This is a genomic window from Streptomyces toxytricini, from assembly GCF_014649915.1.
Taxonomy (GTDB): domain Bacteria; phylum Actinomycetota; class Actinomycetes; order Streptomycetales; family Streptomycetaceae; genus Streptomyces; species Streptomyces toxytricini.
Map to the genome: position 1 here is coordinate 112,338 of NZ_BMTY01000021.1, position 16,169 is coordinate 128,506.

Sequence of the window (16,169 nt, forward strand, 5' to 3'; positions counted from 1 at the left end):
GCCGGTTATTGACCCAGAGATTCGCGCAGGCCGGTTTCCGGCGGCGCCGCCCGATGTTTCGCGCCCGTGACGAAGAGGTGCGGGCTGTTACGTGCCGATGAACGGGACCGCCGTCGCCGGCGGCGGGCCGGCGGCGCGGCGGGGCCGGCCGGCGGCGGGGGGACGGGGCCGGCCGCGGCACCACCCGGGAGTCCTGGCTGGGGGAGCCTGATCGGGCTTCACGGGGTGGCTGCCGCGGCCGGGGCCTTCGGGGGGACGGCCGCGGAGGCCGTCAGACGGCCTCCGCGGCCGGGGGCAGCGCGAAGGCGAGGTGGTCGGTCAGCCGGACGACCTCGGCGACGTCGCCGTACTCACGGGCGGCGGTGTCGACGGTCTTGCGGAGCCGGGTGTTCACCCTTTCGGACCGAACCTTTCCGGCCACCACGAGGGCGCGGTCGACGTAGGAGGCGGCCTGCTCGGGTTCGCGCTGGAGGAGGTGCACGGTGGCCATGCCGATGAGGTTGAGCGCGTACGAGCGCTGGTGCACCTCGTCCCGGCCGAAGAGCTCGACGGCGCGCTCCATGACGGGCGCGGCGAGCGAGGCGTACATGGGGCTGCGGCCGGCGACGTAGGCGAGGTCGCGGAAGGAGTGGGAGTTCTCGCCGTTGAGCTCCGCCTCGGAGAAGAAGCGGATCCAGTCGGGCTCGGGGGCGTCGCCGGGGCCGATGTCCTCGAAGGTGTCCTCGGCCATGCGGACGGCCCGCTTGCAGCGGCTGGGCTGGCCCATGTTGGCGTACGCGCGGGCCTCCATCGCATACAGCATCGCCTGGGTGCGGGGGCCGGCGCAGTCGCGGCTGCCGTACTGGGCCAGGTGGATGAGCTCCAGGGCGTCCTCCGGACGGCCCAGGTGGATCATCTGGCGGCTCATGTTGGAGAGGATGTACGAGCCGAGGGGCTTGTCGCCGGCCTCCTTCGCGGCGTGCAGCGCGAGGACGAAGTACTTCTGCGCGGTGGGGTGCAGGCCGATGTCGTAGCTCATCCACCCGGCGAGCTCGGCGAGTTCGGCGGCGACCTTGAAGAGCCTCTTCATGACGGGCGCGGGGTGGGTCTCCTGGAGCAGGTCGGTGACCTCGTGGAGCTGGCCCACGACGGCCTTGCGGCGCAGGCCCCCGCCGCACTGGGCGTCCCACTGGCGGAACATGACGGTCGTCGTCTCGAGGAGGTCGAGTTCCGGTTCGGACAGGCGCGGGGGCCGGTGGCCGCCGAGGGCCCCGCCGCCCTGGCCGCCCCGCGCGGCAGCGGGCTCGGCGGCCGGGGTGGGGACGAGCCAGCGCTGCATGGGCTCGATGAGGGCGGGGCCGGCGGAGAGGGCGAGGGAGGTGCCGAGGAAGCCGCGCCGGGCGAGCATGAGGTCGCTGCGGGAGAACTCCCCGAGGAGCTCCACCGTCTGCGGGCCGGCCCACGGCAGGTCGACCCCGGAGACGGAGGGGGTCTGGTGGGCGGTGCGCAGGCCGAGCTGCTCGATGGCGACGACGGAGCCGAAGCGCTCGGAGAACAGCTCCGAGAGGATCCTCGGGACGGGTTCGCGGGGCTGCTCGCCGTCGAGCCAGCGGCGCACCCGCGAGGTGTCGGTGCTGATGTGGTGGGCGCCCATCTGCCGGGCGCGCCGGTTGACCTGGCGGGCGAGTTCGCCCTTGGACCAGCCGCTGCGCACGAACCAGGAGGTCAGCTGCTCGTTGCGGGCGGCGGGCCCGGATCCGTCCGGTTGCCCGCTCGTTCCGCTTGCGCCGTTGCCGCCCACTGGAACGCCCCCATCCGCTCAGCCCTGTTCCTACGCAAACCCTGGCCGGGAGGGCAGGCGCCGCCAGGGGACCTTCACAGGTCCTTCACGCCTTGCCTCCGGCATAACCACGAACGGTACGCCTTCAGGGTCGGTCTACCGAAAGTAATCCTACGATCACCCGCACGGCGAGCCGGTTCGCCGAAACGCCACCATTCGCCACCCCCGTCAACGAACGCGCCACCCGCCAGGCGCGATTCACTGGGCGGTGGAGCAGAAGCGATCGGATGGACAGGAGTGCGCCCGGGGCGCGCGCGGCGTGGAGTGCGCCGGGCGGCACCACAGGGCAGGCCGCGCCCGGTCCCCCCGAACGTCGTAACCACCGGCGCGTCCGACCCGTTGGAGGGGGCATGGGCATGGGCTTCACGATCGGCGGCAGCCGCAGCACCAAGGAATTCCGCTCCGGGACGCGCCGCCGCGGGCGGACGTCGGAGTGCACGGCGGTCGCCGAGTACACGGGCCTGTGGGGCTGGGACGTGGTCCCCGGGGCGCGGGCGGCCGGCCCCCAGCGCGACTGCTCCTGCGGCCGCGCGGACTGCCCGGCCCCGGGCGCCCACCCGCTGCCGCTCGCCCCGACCGTCGCGGCCGGCGCCACCCTGGACGAGGTCACCGGGACGTGGGGCGAGTACCCGGGCGCCGCGGTGCTGCTGCCGGCGGGACGCGCCTTCGACGTCATCGAGGTCTCGCAGGAGGCCGGGCGCCGCGCCCTCGTCCGGCTGGAGCGGATGGGCCTGCCGCTCGGCCCGGTCACCGCGACCCCGGACGGGCGGGCGCAGTTCTTCGTGGCGCCCGGCGCCGCGGACGGGCTGCCTCAGCTGCTGTACCGGATGGGCTGGGACGACGCCGACCTGGACCTGCGCGCGCTGGGGCACGGCGCGTACGTGACCGCCCCGCCCTCGGACCACGCGGGCCTCGGCCCGGTCGGCTGGCTGCGCCCGCCGGCCCTGGACTGCGCCGGCAGCCCGCCGCAGGCCCGGCTGCTGCTGGGCACGCTGGCGTACATCTGCCACCGGCTGCGCCGCTAGAGCCTGTCGTCAAACTCCCGTCGTCGCCCGGAGGGCGGGAGTTTGACGACAGGCCCTGGCACTCCCGCCGTATGCCCGCCCCCGTACACGGCGGTGCCCCCGGTTCCGTCGGGAACGCGGGGGCACCGCCGTGTGCAGAGGCCGGTCAGTCGCCGATCAGGGCGTCGACGAAGGCCTGCGGCTCGAACGGCGCGAGGTCGTCGGGGCCCTCGCCGAGGCCGATGAGCTTGACCGGGACGCCGAGTTCGCGCTGCACCGCGACCACGATGCCGCCCTTGGCGGTGCCGTCGAGCTTGGTCAGCACGATGCCGGTGATGTCGACGACCTCCGCGAAGACGCGGGCCTGGGTGAGGCCGTTCTGCCCGGTGGTGGCGTCCAGCACCAAGAGGACCTCGTCCAGCGGGCCGTGCTTCTCCACGACGCGCTTGACCTTGCCGAGCTCGTCCATGAGGCCGGTCTTGGTGTGCAGGCGGCCGGCGGTGTCGATGAGCACGACGTCGGCGCCCTCGGCGATGCCCTCCTTGACCGCGTCGAAGGCGATCGAGGCCGGGTCGCCGCCCTCGGGCCCGCGCACCGTGCGGGCGCCGACGCGCTCGCCCCAGGTCTGGAGCTGGTCGGCCGCGGCGGCGCGGAAGGTGTCGGCCGCGCCGAGGACGACGCTGCGGCCGTCGGCGACGAGGACGCGGGCCAGCTTGCCCGTGGTGGTGGTCTTGCCGACGCCGTTGACGCCGACGACCATCACGACGCCGGGGGTGTCGGCGCCGCTCTCCGTCTTCACGGACCGGTCGAGGTCGGCCCCGACCAGGGCGACGAGCTCCTCCTTCAGCAGGGTGCGCAGCTCGGCGGGGGTGCGGGTGCCCAGCACCCTGACCCGCTCGCGGAGCCGGTCGACGAGCTCCTGCGTCGGCACGACGCCGACGTCGGCGACGAGCAGGGTCTCCTCGATCTCCTCCCACGTGTCCTCGTCGAGGTGCTCGCGGGACAGGAGCGTCAGCAGCCCCTTGCCGAGGGAGTTCTGCGAACGGGCGAGGCGCGCGCGCAGCCGGACCAGGCGGCCGGCGGTGGGCTCGGGAACCTCGATCGCGGGGGCGGCCGGGGCCTCGGCCTCGGCGACGGGCGCCTCGGGGGCGGCGGCCTCCGCCTCGGGGAGGCCGACCTCCTCGATCGTGCGGCGCTGCTCCTCCGCCGTCGTGGCGGCGTCCTCCCCCACCTGGGGTTCGGCGGGCGGGGCGGTGATGGTCGGCGTGCTGGGCGGCGCCGGCGGCGGCAGCTGCTTCTTCTTGCGGCTGCTGACCACGAGCCCGCTGACCGCGCCGACCGCGACCAGGGCGATGAGTACTACGGCAAGGATGAGGATGTCCATAACGGCTTCAGTATGCGCGAACCTCCGCCCGGCACCGGGGCCGCGCACCGGGACCTTCCCCGCCGTTCGTGCTTTTGCGGCGGAAACTACGATGAGGGTCGAATTCCCGAAAATCACCTCATCGGAGCACGTATGCCTGCCGAGACTCCCGACGGCGCGATAGAGACCCGGGGTCTGGAACCCGTCCCCGACGCGGAGCGCACCGGGCGCGTCCGCGAACTCGTCCCCACCTGGGTCGCCGCCAACATCAGCGTGCTGCTGCTGACCATGGGCGCCGGCCTGGTGATCTCCAACGGGCTCAACGTCTGGCAGGTCCTCGTCGTCGCCGTGGCCGGGCCGGTCGTCTCGTACGGGCTCGTCGGGCTGATCTCGCTGGCCGGCAAGCGCGGCGGCTCGCCCGGCATGGCGCTGTCGCGGGCCGTCTTCGGGCAGCGCGGCAACCTCTTCCCCGGCGCGCTGATCTGGGTCGCCCGCTGGGGCTGGGAGACCATCAACGCGGTCAGCGGCGCCTTCGCCCTGCTCACCGTCGTGGACCTGCTGTTCGGGGTGGAGAAGAACACCTTCCTGATCGTGGTGGCCCTGCTGCTCTTCGTGGGCTGCACGTTCCTGGTCTCGGGCCTCGGCATCAGCGCGCTGCGCGCCTGCTCGACCTGGTCGACGTACCTCTTCGGCGCGTTCAGCGTGCTCGTCCTCGGCTACCTGGTCGCCGAGACGGACTGGCGGGCCGTCTTCGACCGGCCGGCCGGCTCCACCGCGATGATGGTCGCCGGCATCGGCACGATCGCCGCGGGCGGCATCAGCTGGGTGCCGTCGGGCCCCGACTTCACCCGCTACCTGCCGCGCACGGCCTCCGCCCGCGGCGTGGTCGGCGCGACGGTCGGCGGCGCGGCCGTCGTCGTGATCCCGATGGTGCTGATGGGCGCCGTCATGGCGGTGGGCACCCCGGACCTGGCCTCCGCGCAGGACCCGGTCTCGTTCATCGGGGAGCTGCTGCCCGCCTGGATCGCGGTCCCGTACCTGCTGATCGCCCTCGTCGGCATGCTGCTGATCAACTCGATGTCCATGTACTCGGCCGGGTTCACTGCGCAGACCCTGGGCATCAACGTGCCGCGCGCGGCCGCGGTCAGCGTCAACGCCGCCATCAGCCTGGTGTTCGGCTTCCTGCTGATGGTCGTCGCGACGAGCTTCTTCGGCTCGTTCATCTCCTTCCTGACGCTGCTGGCGGTGGCCTTCTCCGCCTGGATCGGCGTGTTCGGCGCCGACATGCTGCGCCGCACCTCGTACGACGGGGAGGCGCTGATGGACACGACACGGACCAGCGCCTACTGGTACCGCGGCGGCTACGCCTGGCAGGCGATGGCCGCCTGGGGCGCGGCGCTCGCCGCGGGCCTGCTGTTCACCAGGGTGGACTGGTTCGCGGGCCCGCTCGCGGACACCTGGATCGGGGCCAACGGGCTGGGCTGGGCCGTCGGCATCCTCACCTCGGGCGTGCTGTACGCCGTCCTCCCGCGCCCGGCGGCGCCGCGGCCGGGCGGGCCGCAGGGCGGGGCGGGCGCGTCCCGGCCTGAGGCCGAGCCCGCAGGGGCCCTGTCCATCTGACGCCCCCTCGGCTACCGTCCCCCTTCGCCCGCGCACCGCATCCGGCGAAGGGGGACTTCCGCATGCCCGCCACCGTGGCCCGGTTCAACCTGGTCGACCCGCACGGCACGCCGCGGACCCTGTCGGCCCGCTACCGGGCTGCCCTGGAGATGGCCCGGTACGCGGACGACCGCGGCATCGACACCGTCCAGACGGAGGAGCACCACGGCACGGGCAACAACTGGCTGCCCTCCCCGCTGGCGTTCGCGGGCGCCGTCCTCGGGGCGACGCGGCGCATCACCGTCACCGTCTCGGCGATCATCGGCCCGCTGTACGACCCGCTGCGCGCGGCCGAGGACATCGCCGTCCTCGACCTGCTGAGCGGCGGGCGGCTCGTCACCGTCGCGGGCCTCGGCTACCGCCGGGAGGAGTACGAGCAGCACGGCGTCGACTGGGCCCGTCGCGGCCGGCTCCAGGACGAGCTGCTGGAGGCGCTGCTCGCCGCGTGGACGGGCGAGCCGTTCGCCTTCCGCGGCCGCACGGTGCGGGTGACGCCGGCGCCGTACACCCGCCCGCACCCGCCGCTGCTGGTCGGCGGCAGCTCGAAGGCGGCGGCGCGGCGCGCGGCCCGGCTGGGGCTGCCCTTCTTCCCGGGCGCGCACCTGCCGGAGCTGGCGGCGTACTACGCGGAGCAGCTCGCGGCGTACGGCCGGGAGGGGTTCTGCATGATGCCGTCGGCGCGGACGGCGCTGCTGCACCTCGCGGATGACCCCGACCGGGTCTGGGCCGAGCACGGCGCGTGCTTCCTGCACGAGGCGCGGGCGTACGCCTCCTGGCAGTCGGGGGGCGTGCGCAGTGCGGTGCGTTCGGCGGCGGGCTCGGTGGCGGAGCTGCGCGCCGAGGGCGTCTACCGGGTGCTGACGCCGGAGGAGGCGGTGGAGTACGCCCGGGGGGCGGAGAGCCTGGTGCTGCACCCGCTGTGCGGCGGGATGCCGCCGGACGAGGGCTGGCGGAGCCTGCACCTGATGTGCGAACGGGTGCTGCCCCGGCTCGGGAAGTGAGCCGGGGCAGCACCGCCTGCGTGAGGAGCGGGGTGGTGGCGGGGGATGGTTACCCCATCTCCTCCAACGCCTTGCCCTTGGTCTCCGGCACCCACTTGAGGATGAACGGGATCGAGAGCACGGCGAAGACGGTGTAGATCACGTAGGCGCCGGACAGGTTCCAGTCCGCCAGCGACGGGAACGTGACGGTGATGAGCCAGTTGGCGACCCACTGGGCCGCGGCGGCTACGCCGAGCGCGGCGGCGCGGATGCGGTTGGGGAACATCTCGCCGAGGAGGACCCACACCACGACGCCCCAGGAGAGCGCGAAGAAGAGCACGAAGGAGTGGGCGGCGACGAGCGCGACGGCGGCCTGGAGGTCGGGCATGGTGATGTCGTCGCCGGTGCCGGTCGTGTACGAGAACGCCCAGGCGGCGGTGCCGAGCGAGAGGGCCATGCCGACCGAGCCGATGAGGGCGAGCGGCTTGCGGCCGAGGCGGTCCACGAAGATCATCGCGATCACCGTGCCGACGATGTTGATGATCGACGTGGTGAACGAGTAGAGGAAGGAGCTCGAGGGGTCGATGCCGACGGACTGCCACAGCGAGGAGCTGTAGTAGAAGATCACGTTGATGCCGACGAGCTGCTGGAAGACCGACAGGCCGATGCCGACCCAGACGATGGGCAGCAGGCCGAAGCGGCCGCCGAGGAGGTCCTTGAAGGTGGACTTGTGCTCGGAGCGCATCGCGTGCTCGATCTCGGCGACGCGGGCGTCGAGGTCTGCGTGCGAGCCCTCGACCTCGGCGAGGACCTTGCGGGCCTGCTCGGTGCGGCCGGCCGAGATCAGGAAGCGGGGGGACTCGGGGATGACGAAGGACAGCAGCCCGTAGAGCACGGCCGGGACGACCATGACGCCGAGCATCCACTGCCAGGCCTCCAGGCCGGCGAGGTCGCCGCGCTGGTCGCCGCCCGCGAGGTTGAGGATGGCCCAGTTGACCAGCTGGGAGACGGCGATGCCGATGACGATCGCGGCCTGCTGGAAGGAGGCCAGGCGGCCTCGGTAGGCGGGCGGGGAGACCTCGGCGATGTAGGCGGGGCCGATGACCGAGGCCATGCCGATGCCGAAGCCGCCGACGATGCGCCAGGCGGCCAGGTCCCACAGGGCGAACGGCAGGGCGGAGCCGATGGCGCTCGCGGTGAAGAGGACGGCGGCGATCTGCATGCAGCGGATTCGGCCGATCCGGTCGGCGATGCGGCCGGCGGTGGCGGCGCCGAGCGCGCAGCCGATCAGGGCGGCCGCGATGACCTGGGCCAGGGCCTCGGACCCGACGTCGAAGCGGTCGCGGATGGCGACGACGGCGCCGTTGATGACCGAGCTGTCGTAGCCGAAGAGGAAACCGCCCATCGCGGCGGCCGCGGTGATGAAGATGACGTGCCCGAGGTGGTCGGACCGGGCGGCGCGCCCTCCGTCCGGAGCCGGCGCCTTCTCTGTGCTGCTGCTCAAGGTGTGCTCCTGTGCCCTGCTGCGACGGCGGGCGGGTGGGGTGTTTTTTCCTTCCAGTGGGGCACAGGTCTACAACCGGCACCACTCGAAGGGAAGAGGCGGCGCAGCGAGCTTATGTGTTCATTTCTTGAAGTCAATACCCAGAGGTGAACTCGAACGAAAGGTTATGTGCCTCGAATGCCGTGACCTGCTGGGACGCACCCTGGGCAGAGGCTTCACTTCTTGAAGGTCCGGGGCTGAGAAAGAGGCTCGGAGTCACCCGGACGGCTCAGCGGAGCCGCTGGCTGATCACCTTCGAGACGCCGTCGCCCTGCATGGAGACGCCGTAGAGGGCGTCGGCGACCTCCATCGTGCGCTTCTGGTGCGTGATGACGATCAGCTGCGAGCTCTCCTGGAGCTCCTCCATGATCCTGATCAGCCGCTGGAGGTTGGTGTCGTCGAGCGCCGCCTCGACCTCGTCCATCACGTAGAACGGGCTCGGCCGGGCCTTGAAGATCGACACCAGGAGGGCGACGGCGGTCAGCGACCGCTCCCCGCCCGACAGCAGCGACAGCCGCTTGACCTTCTTGCCCGGCGGGCGGGCCTCGACGTCGACCCCCGTGGCGAGCATGTCGTCCGGGTCGGTGAGCACCAGTCGGCCCTCGCCGCCGGGGAAGAGCCGCGCGAAGACGCCCTCGAACTCGCGTGCCGTGTCGTGGTAGGCCTCGGTGAAGACCTGCTCGACCCGCCGGTCGACCTCCTTGACGACCTGGAGGAGGTCGGAACGGGTCCGGCGGAGGTCCTCCAGCTGCTCGCTCAGGAACTTGTGCCGCTCCTCCAGGGCCGCGAACTCCTCCAGCGCCAGCGGGTTGACCTTGCCGAGCTGCTGATAGGCGCGCTCGGCGGCCTTCAGCCGCTTCTCCTGCTCGGCGCGCACGAAGCGGCCGGGCCGGTTGCGGGGGTGCTCCGGGTCCTCGGGGAGCGCCTCGCCCTCCGCGGGCGGGCTCGGCGGGACCGGCTGGTCGGGCCCGTACTCGGCGGTGAGCGACTCGGCGCCCATGCCGAACTCCTCCAGGGCCCGGGCCTCCACCTGTTCGATCCGCAGCCGCTTCTCGGCGCCGAGAACCTCCCCGCGGTGCACGGAGTCGGTGAGCTTGTCCAGCTCCGCCTTCAGGTCGCGGCCGCGGGTGCGGGCTTCGCCGAGCTCGCGTTCGCGCACGGCCTTGGCCTCCTCGGCGGCCGCACGCTCCTCCTGGGCGCGGCCGAGGGAGACCTCGATGTGCGCGAGCAGCTGGCGGGCGCCGTCGGCGACGGCGCGGGCGACCCCGGCCTCCCGGCGCAGCCGCTCGCGGCGGGCCGCGGCCCGGGCCCGCGCCTCGCGTTCGGCGCGGGCGCCCCGGTCGAGGGCGTCGGCCCGGCCGGCCAGGGCCTTGACCCGCTCCTCGTGGGTACGCAGCTGCAGGCGCGCCTCCATCTCGGTCTGGCGGGCGTTGGCCCCGTCGGCGGCGAGCCGGTCGCGCACGGCGGTGTCGGGCTCCTCCTCGGCTTCGCCGTGGCTCTCCTCGGCGGCGGCCAGCCGTTCGGCGCATTCCTGGGCCTCCGCCAGCGCCTCCTCCAGCGCGGCCCGCGCCTTCTCGGCGGCGGCGGCGCTGCGCTCGGCCTCGCCGGAGGCGCCCTTCGCCTGGCCGGCGAGCCGGCCGAGCTGCTGGGCCGTTCCGGCCCGGGCCTGCTCGGCGGCCCGGCGCCGCTCCCCGAGTTCCTCGACGCGGGCGGCGCAGACCCGGCGGTGCTCCCGCGCGGCCTCCTGGGCGGCGGCCAGCTCCCGGCACTGCCCGTCCAAGCGGTCGAGCTCGGCCGCGGCCTCGTCGACGGCGGCCTGCACCTCGATGAGGCTGGGCGCACCGGCGGACCCGCCGTGCGCGAGGTGCGCCGCGAGCACGTCCCCGTCCCGGGTCACGGCCACCGCGTCGGGCCGCGCCGCAAGGAGCGCCTCGGCCTCGCCGAGATCGGCGACGACGTAGTGCCCGTGCAACACCCGGGCGACGGCCCGCACGAGCCCGGCGTCCCCGTGTACGAGCCCCCCGGCGGGCGTCCCGAACAGCGCGTCCGCGCCCAGCGGGCCGCCTTCGGCTGCGGAATCCCAGCCCCCGGTGCCGGCCCCCGCGACATCGGCCGCCGAGGCCGCAGCGCCCTCGGGAGCGACCGCGGTGACGTGACGTCCGCCCGGAGCGACTGGAGCCGCCGGCACACCCGCGGCTTCGCCGACGGCCGGGAACCCGGGCGCGGCAGGGGAGCCCCCGCAGGCGGCAGGGTCGCCGGCCCGGCGGCCGGCCGACGCGGGCGGGCCCGCCGGGACAGCCGGGGAATCGGGTGCGGCCGGCCCGGCCGGACCCCCTTCGAGCATGGCAGCGGCACTTGCCTGGCCTCCGCCGGACAGGGTCGGCCCCGCCGGGGAGCCTTGGAACTCCTGGGGGGCGGGAACGGCCGCGGCACCTGCGGCGGTCGCAGGGTCGCCGGCTTGGCGGCCGGCCGGCACGGTCGGGCCCGCCCCGACGGCCGCACATACGGCAGCGGCCGGTGCGCCCTCGGCAGCGGCCGGGACCCCGGCTTGGCCACCGGTCGGCACGGTCGGGCCCGCCCCGACGGCCGGAGATCCGGGGGCGGCCGGGGCAGCCGGGGAGGTCCCAGGGTCGCCGGCCCGGCGGCCGGCCGGCACGGTGGGGGCGGCCGAAGGGTTCTGTTCGGGGGCTGGGAGCCGGTCCCCGGCGGGAGACGGGAGCGCGGGCCGGCCGGGTACGGCCGGGGCCGTGATCAAAAACGAGGCGCGGCCTGCGTCCGTGGCGCGCAGGTGGCGGATGGCTCGGGCCGCTGCGGAGGGGGAGTCCGCCGCCAGGGCGTCGGCCGAGGCGCCGAGGGCCGCCGCCACCGCGGCTTCCCAGCCGGGGGCCACCGTGAGGCGTTCCGCGGCCGGGCCGAGCAGGCCGGTCAGCCGGTCGCGGGCGGCCAGGGCCGCGCCGGTGCCGTCCTTGCGGCGCAGGCCCAGGGCGAGGGCGTCCCGCCGGGCCGCGACCGCCGCGCGGGAGCGTTCCGCGGCCGTCGCCGCGTCCCGGGCCGCGGCGAGCGCCGCCTCCGCCTCCGCGAGCTCCGCCTTCGCGGCCTCGTGCTCGCCGTCGGCCGAGGGCTCCTCCAGCCCGCCGACCTCCTCGGCCAGGGCCTCGTACTCCTCCTGCGCGGCATGCGCCCGCTGCCGGGCCGCGTCGCGCGCGGCGGCCAGCCGGTCGGCCTCCGCCTGGGCGGCCCCGGCCCGCGAGCGGGCGGCGCCGAGCCGCCCGGTCAGCCGGGCCAGGCCCTCGCGCCGGTCGGCGATGGCCCGCGCGGCGTCGCGCAGCCGCCGCTCCTCCTCGGCGAGGGCCCGCTCCAGTTCGGCACGGTGCGCGGAGGTGTCCTCCAGGGCCCGCGAGGCCGCCTCCAGCGCCGCCGCCAGCTCCGCCTCCTGTTCGCGGATGCGGGCGGCCTCGCGCTCCATGTCCTCCGGGTCGCGGCCCCGCCGCTCCTCCTCCTCCTGCGGCGCGGACGCCGACCGGACGCGGGCGTCGGCCAGGGAGGCCGTCCCGCGGACCCGCTCGGCCAGCTGCGACAGCTCGTACCAGGTCTGCTGGGCGCGCTGCAGCCGCGGAGCCAGGCAGCGCACGGCCTCCTCCAGCTCCGCCTCCCGGCGGACGGCGTCGGCGAGCTGCGCCTCGGCGGCGTCCTTGCGCTCCTTCAGCGCGGCCTCGTCGGCGAGCTCGGCCTGCAGCGCGGCCCGCAGTGCCACCAGGTCGTCCGCGAGGAGGCGCAGCCGGGCGTCGCGCAGGTCGGCCTGGATGACGGCGGCTCGGCGGGCGACGGCGGCCTGCCGCCCCAGCGGCTTGAGCTGCCGGCGCAGCTCCTCGGTGAGGTCCTGCACGCGGGAGAGGTTGGCCTGCATCGCGTCGAGCTTCCGCAGCGCCTTCTCCTTGCGCTTGCGGTGCTTGAGGACGCCGGCCGCCTCCTCGATGAACGCGCGGCGCCCCATCGGGTCGGCGTGCAGGACGGAGTCCAGCTGGCCCTGCCCGACGATGACGTGCATCTCGCGGCCGATGCCGGAGTCGGAGAGCAGCTCCTGGATGTCGAGGAGGCGGCAGGTGTCGCCGTTGATCTGGTATTCGCTGCTGCCCCCGCGGAACATGATCCGCGTGATGGTGACCTCGGCGTACTCGATGGGCAGGGCGCCGTCGGAGTTGTCGATGGTCAGCGAGACCTCGGCCCGCCCGAGCGGCGGGCGGCCGGTCGTCCCGGCGAAGATGACGTCCTCCATCTTCCCGCCGCGCAGCGACTTCGCGCCCTGCTCGCCCATGACCCAGGACAGCGCGTCCACCACGTTCGACTTGCCGGACCCGTTGGGGCCCACCACGCAGGTGATGCCCGGCTCGAAGCGCAGGGTGGTCGCGGACGCGAACGACTTGAAGCCGCGCAGGGTCAGGGACTTGAGGTGCACGCCGCCGGACTCTACCTTTCGCGTTCGGTTTCACCCGCGAAGGTGCAGGGCAGGAGTCTGGCCGAGCCCCGGCGGGGGCCGCTCTGCGAGGAGGGGGCGGGGAAAGGAAAGAAGGGACGCCGAAGCGTCCCTTGCAGTTTCGTGCGGGGCTGGAATCGAGCGACGATGAGCGCGGATCAGGTGAGCGCAGGCTCCGCCTGGGGTACGTCGATGTCGATGCGGTCCAGCAGCGAGTCTCCGTGCTGAGCGGCGGCCGCGTTCAGCGCGTCGTTTTCGGACTGAATCCGTACGAGCTCGGACTCGAGGTCCTGTACGCGCTGCTGAAGCCGTCGCATCTCGGCGAGGAGTCGCGGGTCGGAACCGCCGACGTAACCGAGAAGCGCCTTTGCCATGATGGATGGTCCTCCACACTGAGTGACCGACCGAAGCGGTGTGGGTCGTGAGGGTTCGCACCCGCGGATGTCCGACAGCGACTGTCAGTCACTGCGCTTAACTCTGCCAGCACTGCCAAACAGCTAGGGTGCGCGGGGCTTCCAGCGTCTCACCAAAAAGTTTGACGGTCAACACGATCACGCCCCGTATCGGCGGGCAGGCCGGTTCGCGCAGAGGATGTGGAGATCGTCCGCTCTTCCGAGCCTTCCACGCCCGCGCCGGCCCGGCAACGCGTCGGGCGCGAACGTGCAGATCCGGAGCCGTGCGGGCCGCTTCCGGGTGTGATCAGTACATGATCAGCCGGTAGGTCAGCGGATCGCGAAGCCTTCGTAGCCGCCCCGCGGCGTGCCCCAGATTTCCGTCACCCCGTCGACCCTGCCGGGCGTGTCGCCGGAGCGGAGCCAGTCCAGCAGCCGGTGGCAATTCTCACGTTGACCTTCGGCCACGACCTGCACTCGCCCGTCGTCCAGGTTCAGGGCGAACCCGGTGACCCCGCCGATCTCCAGCGCATTGGCCCTGGTGAACCAGCGGAAGCCCACTCCCTGTACACGGCCGCGCACCCAGGCGGTCAGGCGGACATCTTCGCTCATGCGCGAACGCTATCCGCCCGGACCCCTTCCGACCGCACCGCCCCCGGGACGCCTTCGCGTACAGTCACGCCTCAATGAACTCACCCGTTTGGGCGAATTCAGGACGATCTTCGACCCGCGAGGAAGGTACGCCGGATGGGACGCCACCGACTCCACGCCGCGCCGCGCCCCGGCGGCGCTCGCCGCACCGCCGTCCGCTCCGGCCTGCTCGGCGTCTCCGTGGCCGTCGTCCTCGGCACCGCCGCGGTGACGACGGGCACGGTGCCCGTCGGCGACTCCTTCCCGTACGTGGGCGTCTCCTCCGACCGCGACGGCCGCGGTGCCCAGGCGAAGCCGGCGGCCACGCCGCGCAGCGCGCCCGCCCAGCAGCAGGGCGGCCTGGCCAACCTGTCGGGCCGCGCGTCCAGCGCCCCGGAGGCCGCCTCCCCCTCCCCGTCGGCCCCGCCCTCCCCCTCCGCCTCGCCGACCCCTTCCGCCTCCCCCTCCCCCGCGGCCTCCCCCAGCCCGACCGCCCAGGTACCGGAGCCGGAGAAGAGCGCCGCGCCGAAGCCGGCCGCGCCGAAGCCGCCGGCCCCGAAGCCGCCCGTCCCGCCGGCCGAGCCGTCCGACGGCCACTCCGCCGAGGAGGCGGCCGTGCTGGCCCTGGTCAACCAGGAGCGCGCGCAGGCGGGCTGCGGCCCGGTCCGCGCCAACCCGCCGCTCGCAGCGCTGGCGGGGGCGTTCAGCAAGGACATGGCCGCCCGCGGCTTCTTCTCCCACACCGACCCCGACGGCCGCAGCCCCTGGGACCGCGCCTCGGCCGCCGGCATATCGGGCCTCGGCGGCGAGAACATAGCCCGCGGCCAAGGCGACGCCGATGCCGTCATGAAGGCGTGGATGAACAGCCCCGGCCACCGCGCCAACATCCTGAACTGCGAGTTCCGCACCCTCGGCGTCGGCGCCCACTTCGCGGCCGGCGGCCCTTGGTGGACGCAGAACTTCGGCTTCTGACGCAGCCCGCCCGGCCCCGCCGACAGCACGGAGCACCACCCGCCGGAAAGCGCACCCCGTAACGACAGCGCTGTGCGGCGTTAAGCTGGCGGCATGGAGACGACGACTGGCCTGCCGTTCGACGCGTTCGCCCGCGCCTGCCCCTCGCGGGAGACGCTGGAGCACGTCACCGGCCGCTGGGGAAGCCTCACCATCGGCGCCCTGCGCGACGGCTCCTGCCGCTTCAACGAGCTGCGCCGCAAGGTGGACGGCGTCAGCGAGAAGATGCTCTCCCAGACCCTCCAGGCCCTGGAGCGCGACGGCATCGTCCGCCGCGACGCACAGCCGGTGAACCCGCCGCGCGTCGACTACGAGCTCACCCCGCTCGGCATCGAGGTCGCGGACCGGCTGCTCGGCCTCATCCACTTCCTGGAGGGCAGCATGCCGCAGGTGCTGTCCGCCCGGGAGTCCTACGACGCCGCGCGCGGCGGCCGCTGACAGCGCGGGCAGAAGTAGCTCGACCGGTTCATCCACGGGCGGCGGCGCATCGGCGTGCCGCACCGCCGGCACGGCTGGTCCTCCCGCCCGTACGCGTCCAGCGAGCGGTCGAAGTAGCCGGACTCCCCGTTGACGTTGACGTAGAGGCTGTCGAAGCTGGTGCCGCCGACCGCCAGCGCCGCGTTCATCACATCCCGGACATGGCCGAGGAGTTCCGTGCTCCGGGGGCGCGTGAGGGTGGCGGTGGGCCGCTCGTAGTGCAGCCGGGACCGCCACAGCGCCTCGTCCGCGTAGATGTTCCCGACTCCGCTGATCAGCGACTGGTCCAGCAGCGCCCGCTTCAGGGTGGTCCGCCTGGCGCGCAGCGCGCGATGGTAGACCGCCTCGTCGAAGAGCGGGTCCAGGGGGTCGCGGGCGATGTGTGCGATCACGTCGGGCAGGCCGTCGGCGGTGGTCGCGTGCAGCGAGAGCCCGCCGAAGGTGCGCTGGTCGACGAAGCGGAGCTCGGTGCCGGCGCCGTCCGCGAAGCGCACCCGGATCCGCAGGTGCCTCTCGTCGGGGGTGTCCTCGGGCTGGACCAGCAGCTGCCCGCTCATGCCTAGGTGGCCGAGGACGGACAGATCCCGCCCCTCCAGGGGAAGCCACAGGTACTTGCCGCGCCGCTGCGGCACGCCGATGGTCTCGCCGCGCAGCCGGTCCGCGAAGTCCGCGCCGCCGGCGGTGTGCCGGCGGACGGCGCGCGGGTGCAGCACCTCCACGGAGCCGACGGTCCGGCCGGCGACCCACCGAGCGAGGCCCCGCCGCACCACTTCGACCTCGGGCAGCTCGGGCACGGTGTTCCTCCTGGCGGGCGCTT

At 74.1% G+C, this 16,169-nt stretch carries 12 protein-coding genes; 5 read left to right on the plus strand and 7 right to left on the minus strand.

Annotation, left to right across the window (positions count from 1 at the left end; genetic code table 11):
* Positions 1-271: 271 nt before the first annotated feature.
* Positions 272-1,780 carry a transcriptional repressor NsdA gene (nsdA, locus tag IE170_RS24965; RefSeq protein ID WP_373299050.1) on the minus strand — a complete coding sequence of 503 codons (1,509 nt, stop codon included), beginning with the start codon at positions 1,778-1,780 and terminating at the stop codon, positions 272-274.
* Positions 1,781-2,175: 395 nt separating this feature from the next.
* Here nsdA and IE170_RS24970 point away from each other — a divergent pair, with 395 nt between their 5' ends.
* Positions 2,176-2,844 carry a bifunctional DNA primase/polymerase gene (locus tag IE170_RS24970; RefSeq protein WP_189811685.1) on the plus strand — a complete coding sequence of 223 codons (669 nt, stop codon included), beginning with the start codon at positions 2,176-2,178 and terminating at the stop codon, positions 2,842-2,844.
* A gap of 145 nt (positions 2,845-2,989) precedes the next feature.
* Here the strand turns inward: IE170_RS24970 and ftsY are convergent, their stop codons facing one another.
* A complete protein-coding gene (ftsY, locus tag IE170_RS24975; RefSeq protein WP_189811686.1) occupies positions 2,990-4,207 on the minus strand; it encodes a signal recognition particle-docking protein FtsY in 1,218 nt (405 codons plus the stop codon).
* Positions 4,208-4,339: 132 nt separating this feature from the next.
* Between ftsY and IE170_RS24980 the strand changes: the two genes are divergently transcribed.
* Both IE170_RS24980 and IE170_RS24985 read left to right on the plus strand, forming a co-directional pair.
* Positions 4,340-5,806 (plus strand): cytosine permease, encoded by a 1,467-nt coding sequence (locus IE170_RS24980; protein WP_189811687.1) that lies wholly within the window; start codon positions 4,340-4,342, stop codon positions 5,804-5,806.
* Positions 5,807-5,868: 62 nt separating this feature from the next.
* Entirely contained in the window at positions 5,869-6,846 is a 978-nt protein-coding gene (locus tag IE170_RS24985) for an LLM class flavin-dependent oxidoreductase (protein WP_189811688.1), read from the plus strand.
* Positions 6,847-6,895: 49 nt separating this feature from the next.
* On the opposite strand, the gene IE170_RS24990 is transcribed toward IE170_RS24985, so the two are convergent.
* From IE170_RS24990 to IE170_RS25005, 4 genes are all read right to left on the minus strand, one after another.
* On the minus strand, positions 6,896-8,329 hold the full coding sequence (locus IE170_RS24990; protein WP_189811689.1) for a sugar porter family MFS transporter: 1,434 nt from the start codon (positions 8,327-8,329) through the stop codon (positions 6,896-6,898).
* A gap of 268 nt (positions 8,330-8,597) precedes the next feature.
* Complete coding sequence (locus tag IE170_RS24995) at positions 8,598-12,824, minus strand: AAA family ATPase (protein WP_189811690.1); 4,227 nt, start codon at positions 12,822-12,824, stop codon at positions 8,598-8,600.
* Positions 12,825-13,000: 176 nt separating this feature from the next.
* A complete protein-coding gene (locus tag IE170_RS25000; protein ID WP_030162422.1) occupies positions 13,001-13,216 on the minus strand; it encodes a hypothetical protein in 216 nt (71 codons plus the stop codon).
* 348 nt (positions 13,217-13,564) lie between these two features.
* Positions 13,565-13,846, minus strand: coding sequence for an acylphosphatase (locus tag IE170_RS25005; RefSeq protein ID WP_114054360.1), 282 nt, complete (start codon positions 13,844-13,846; stop codon positions 13,565-13,567).
* A 135-nt stretch (positions 13,847-13,981) separates the two neighbouring features.
* On the opposite strand from IE170_RS25005, the gene IE170_RS33235 reads away from it, so the two are divergent.
* Together IE170_RS33235 and IE170_RS25015 are read left to right on the plus strand one after the other, a co-directional pair.
* Complete coding sequence (locus IE170_RS33235) at positions 13,982-14,836, plus strand: CAP domain-containing protein (protein WP_189811691.1); 855 nt, start codon at positions 13,982-13,984, stop codon at positions 14,834-14,836.
* 93 nt (positions 14,837-14,929) lie between these two features.
* Positions 14,930-15,313 (plus strand): winged helix-turn-helix transcriptional regulator, encoded by a 384-nt coding sequence (locus tag IE170_RS25015; protein ID WP_189811692.1) that lies wholly within the window; start codon positions 14,930-14,932, stop codon positions 15,311-15,313.
* On the opposite strand, the gene mutM is transcribed toward IE170_RS25015, so the two are convergent.
* Complete coding sequence (mutM, locus tag IE170_RS25020; RefSeq protein ID WP_189811693.1) at positions 15,286-16,146, minus strand: bifunctional DNA-formamidopyrimidine glycosylase/DNA-(apurinic or apyrimidinic site) lyase; 861 nt, start codon at positions 16,144-16,146, stop codon at positions 15,286-15,288. The two genes, IE170_RS25015 and mutM, sit on opposite strands and share 28 nt — an antisense overlap.
* Between the last annotated feature and the right edge of the window lie 23 nt (positions 16,147-16,169).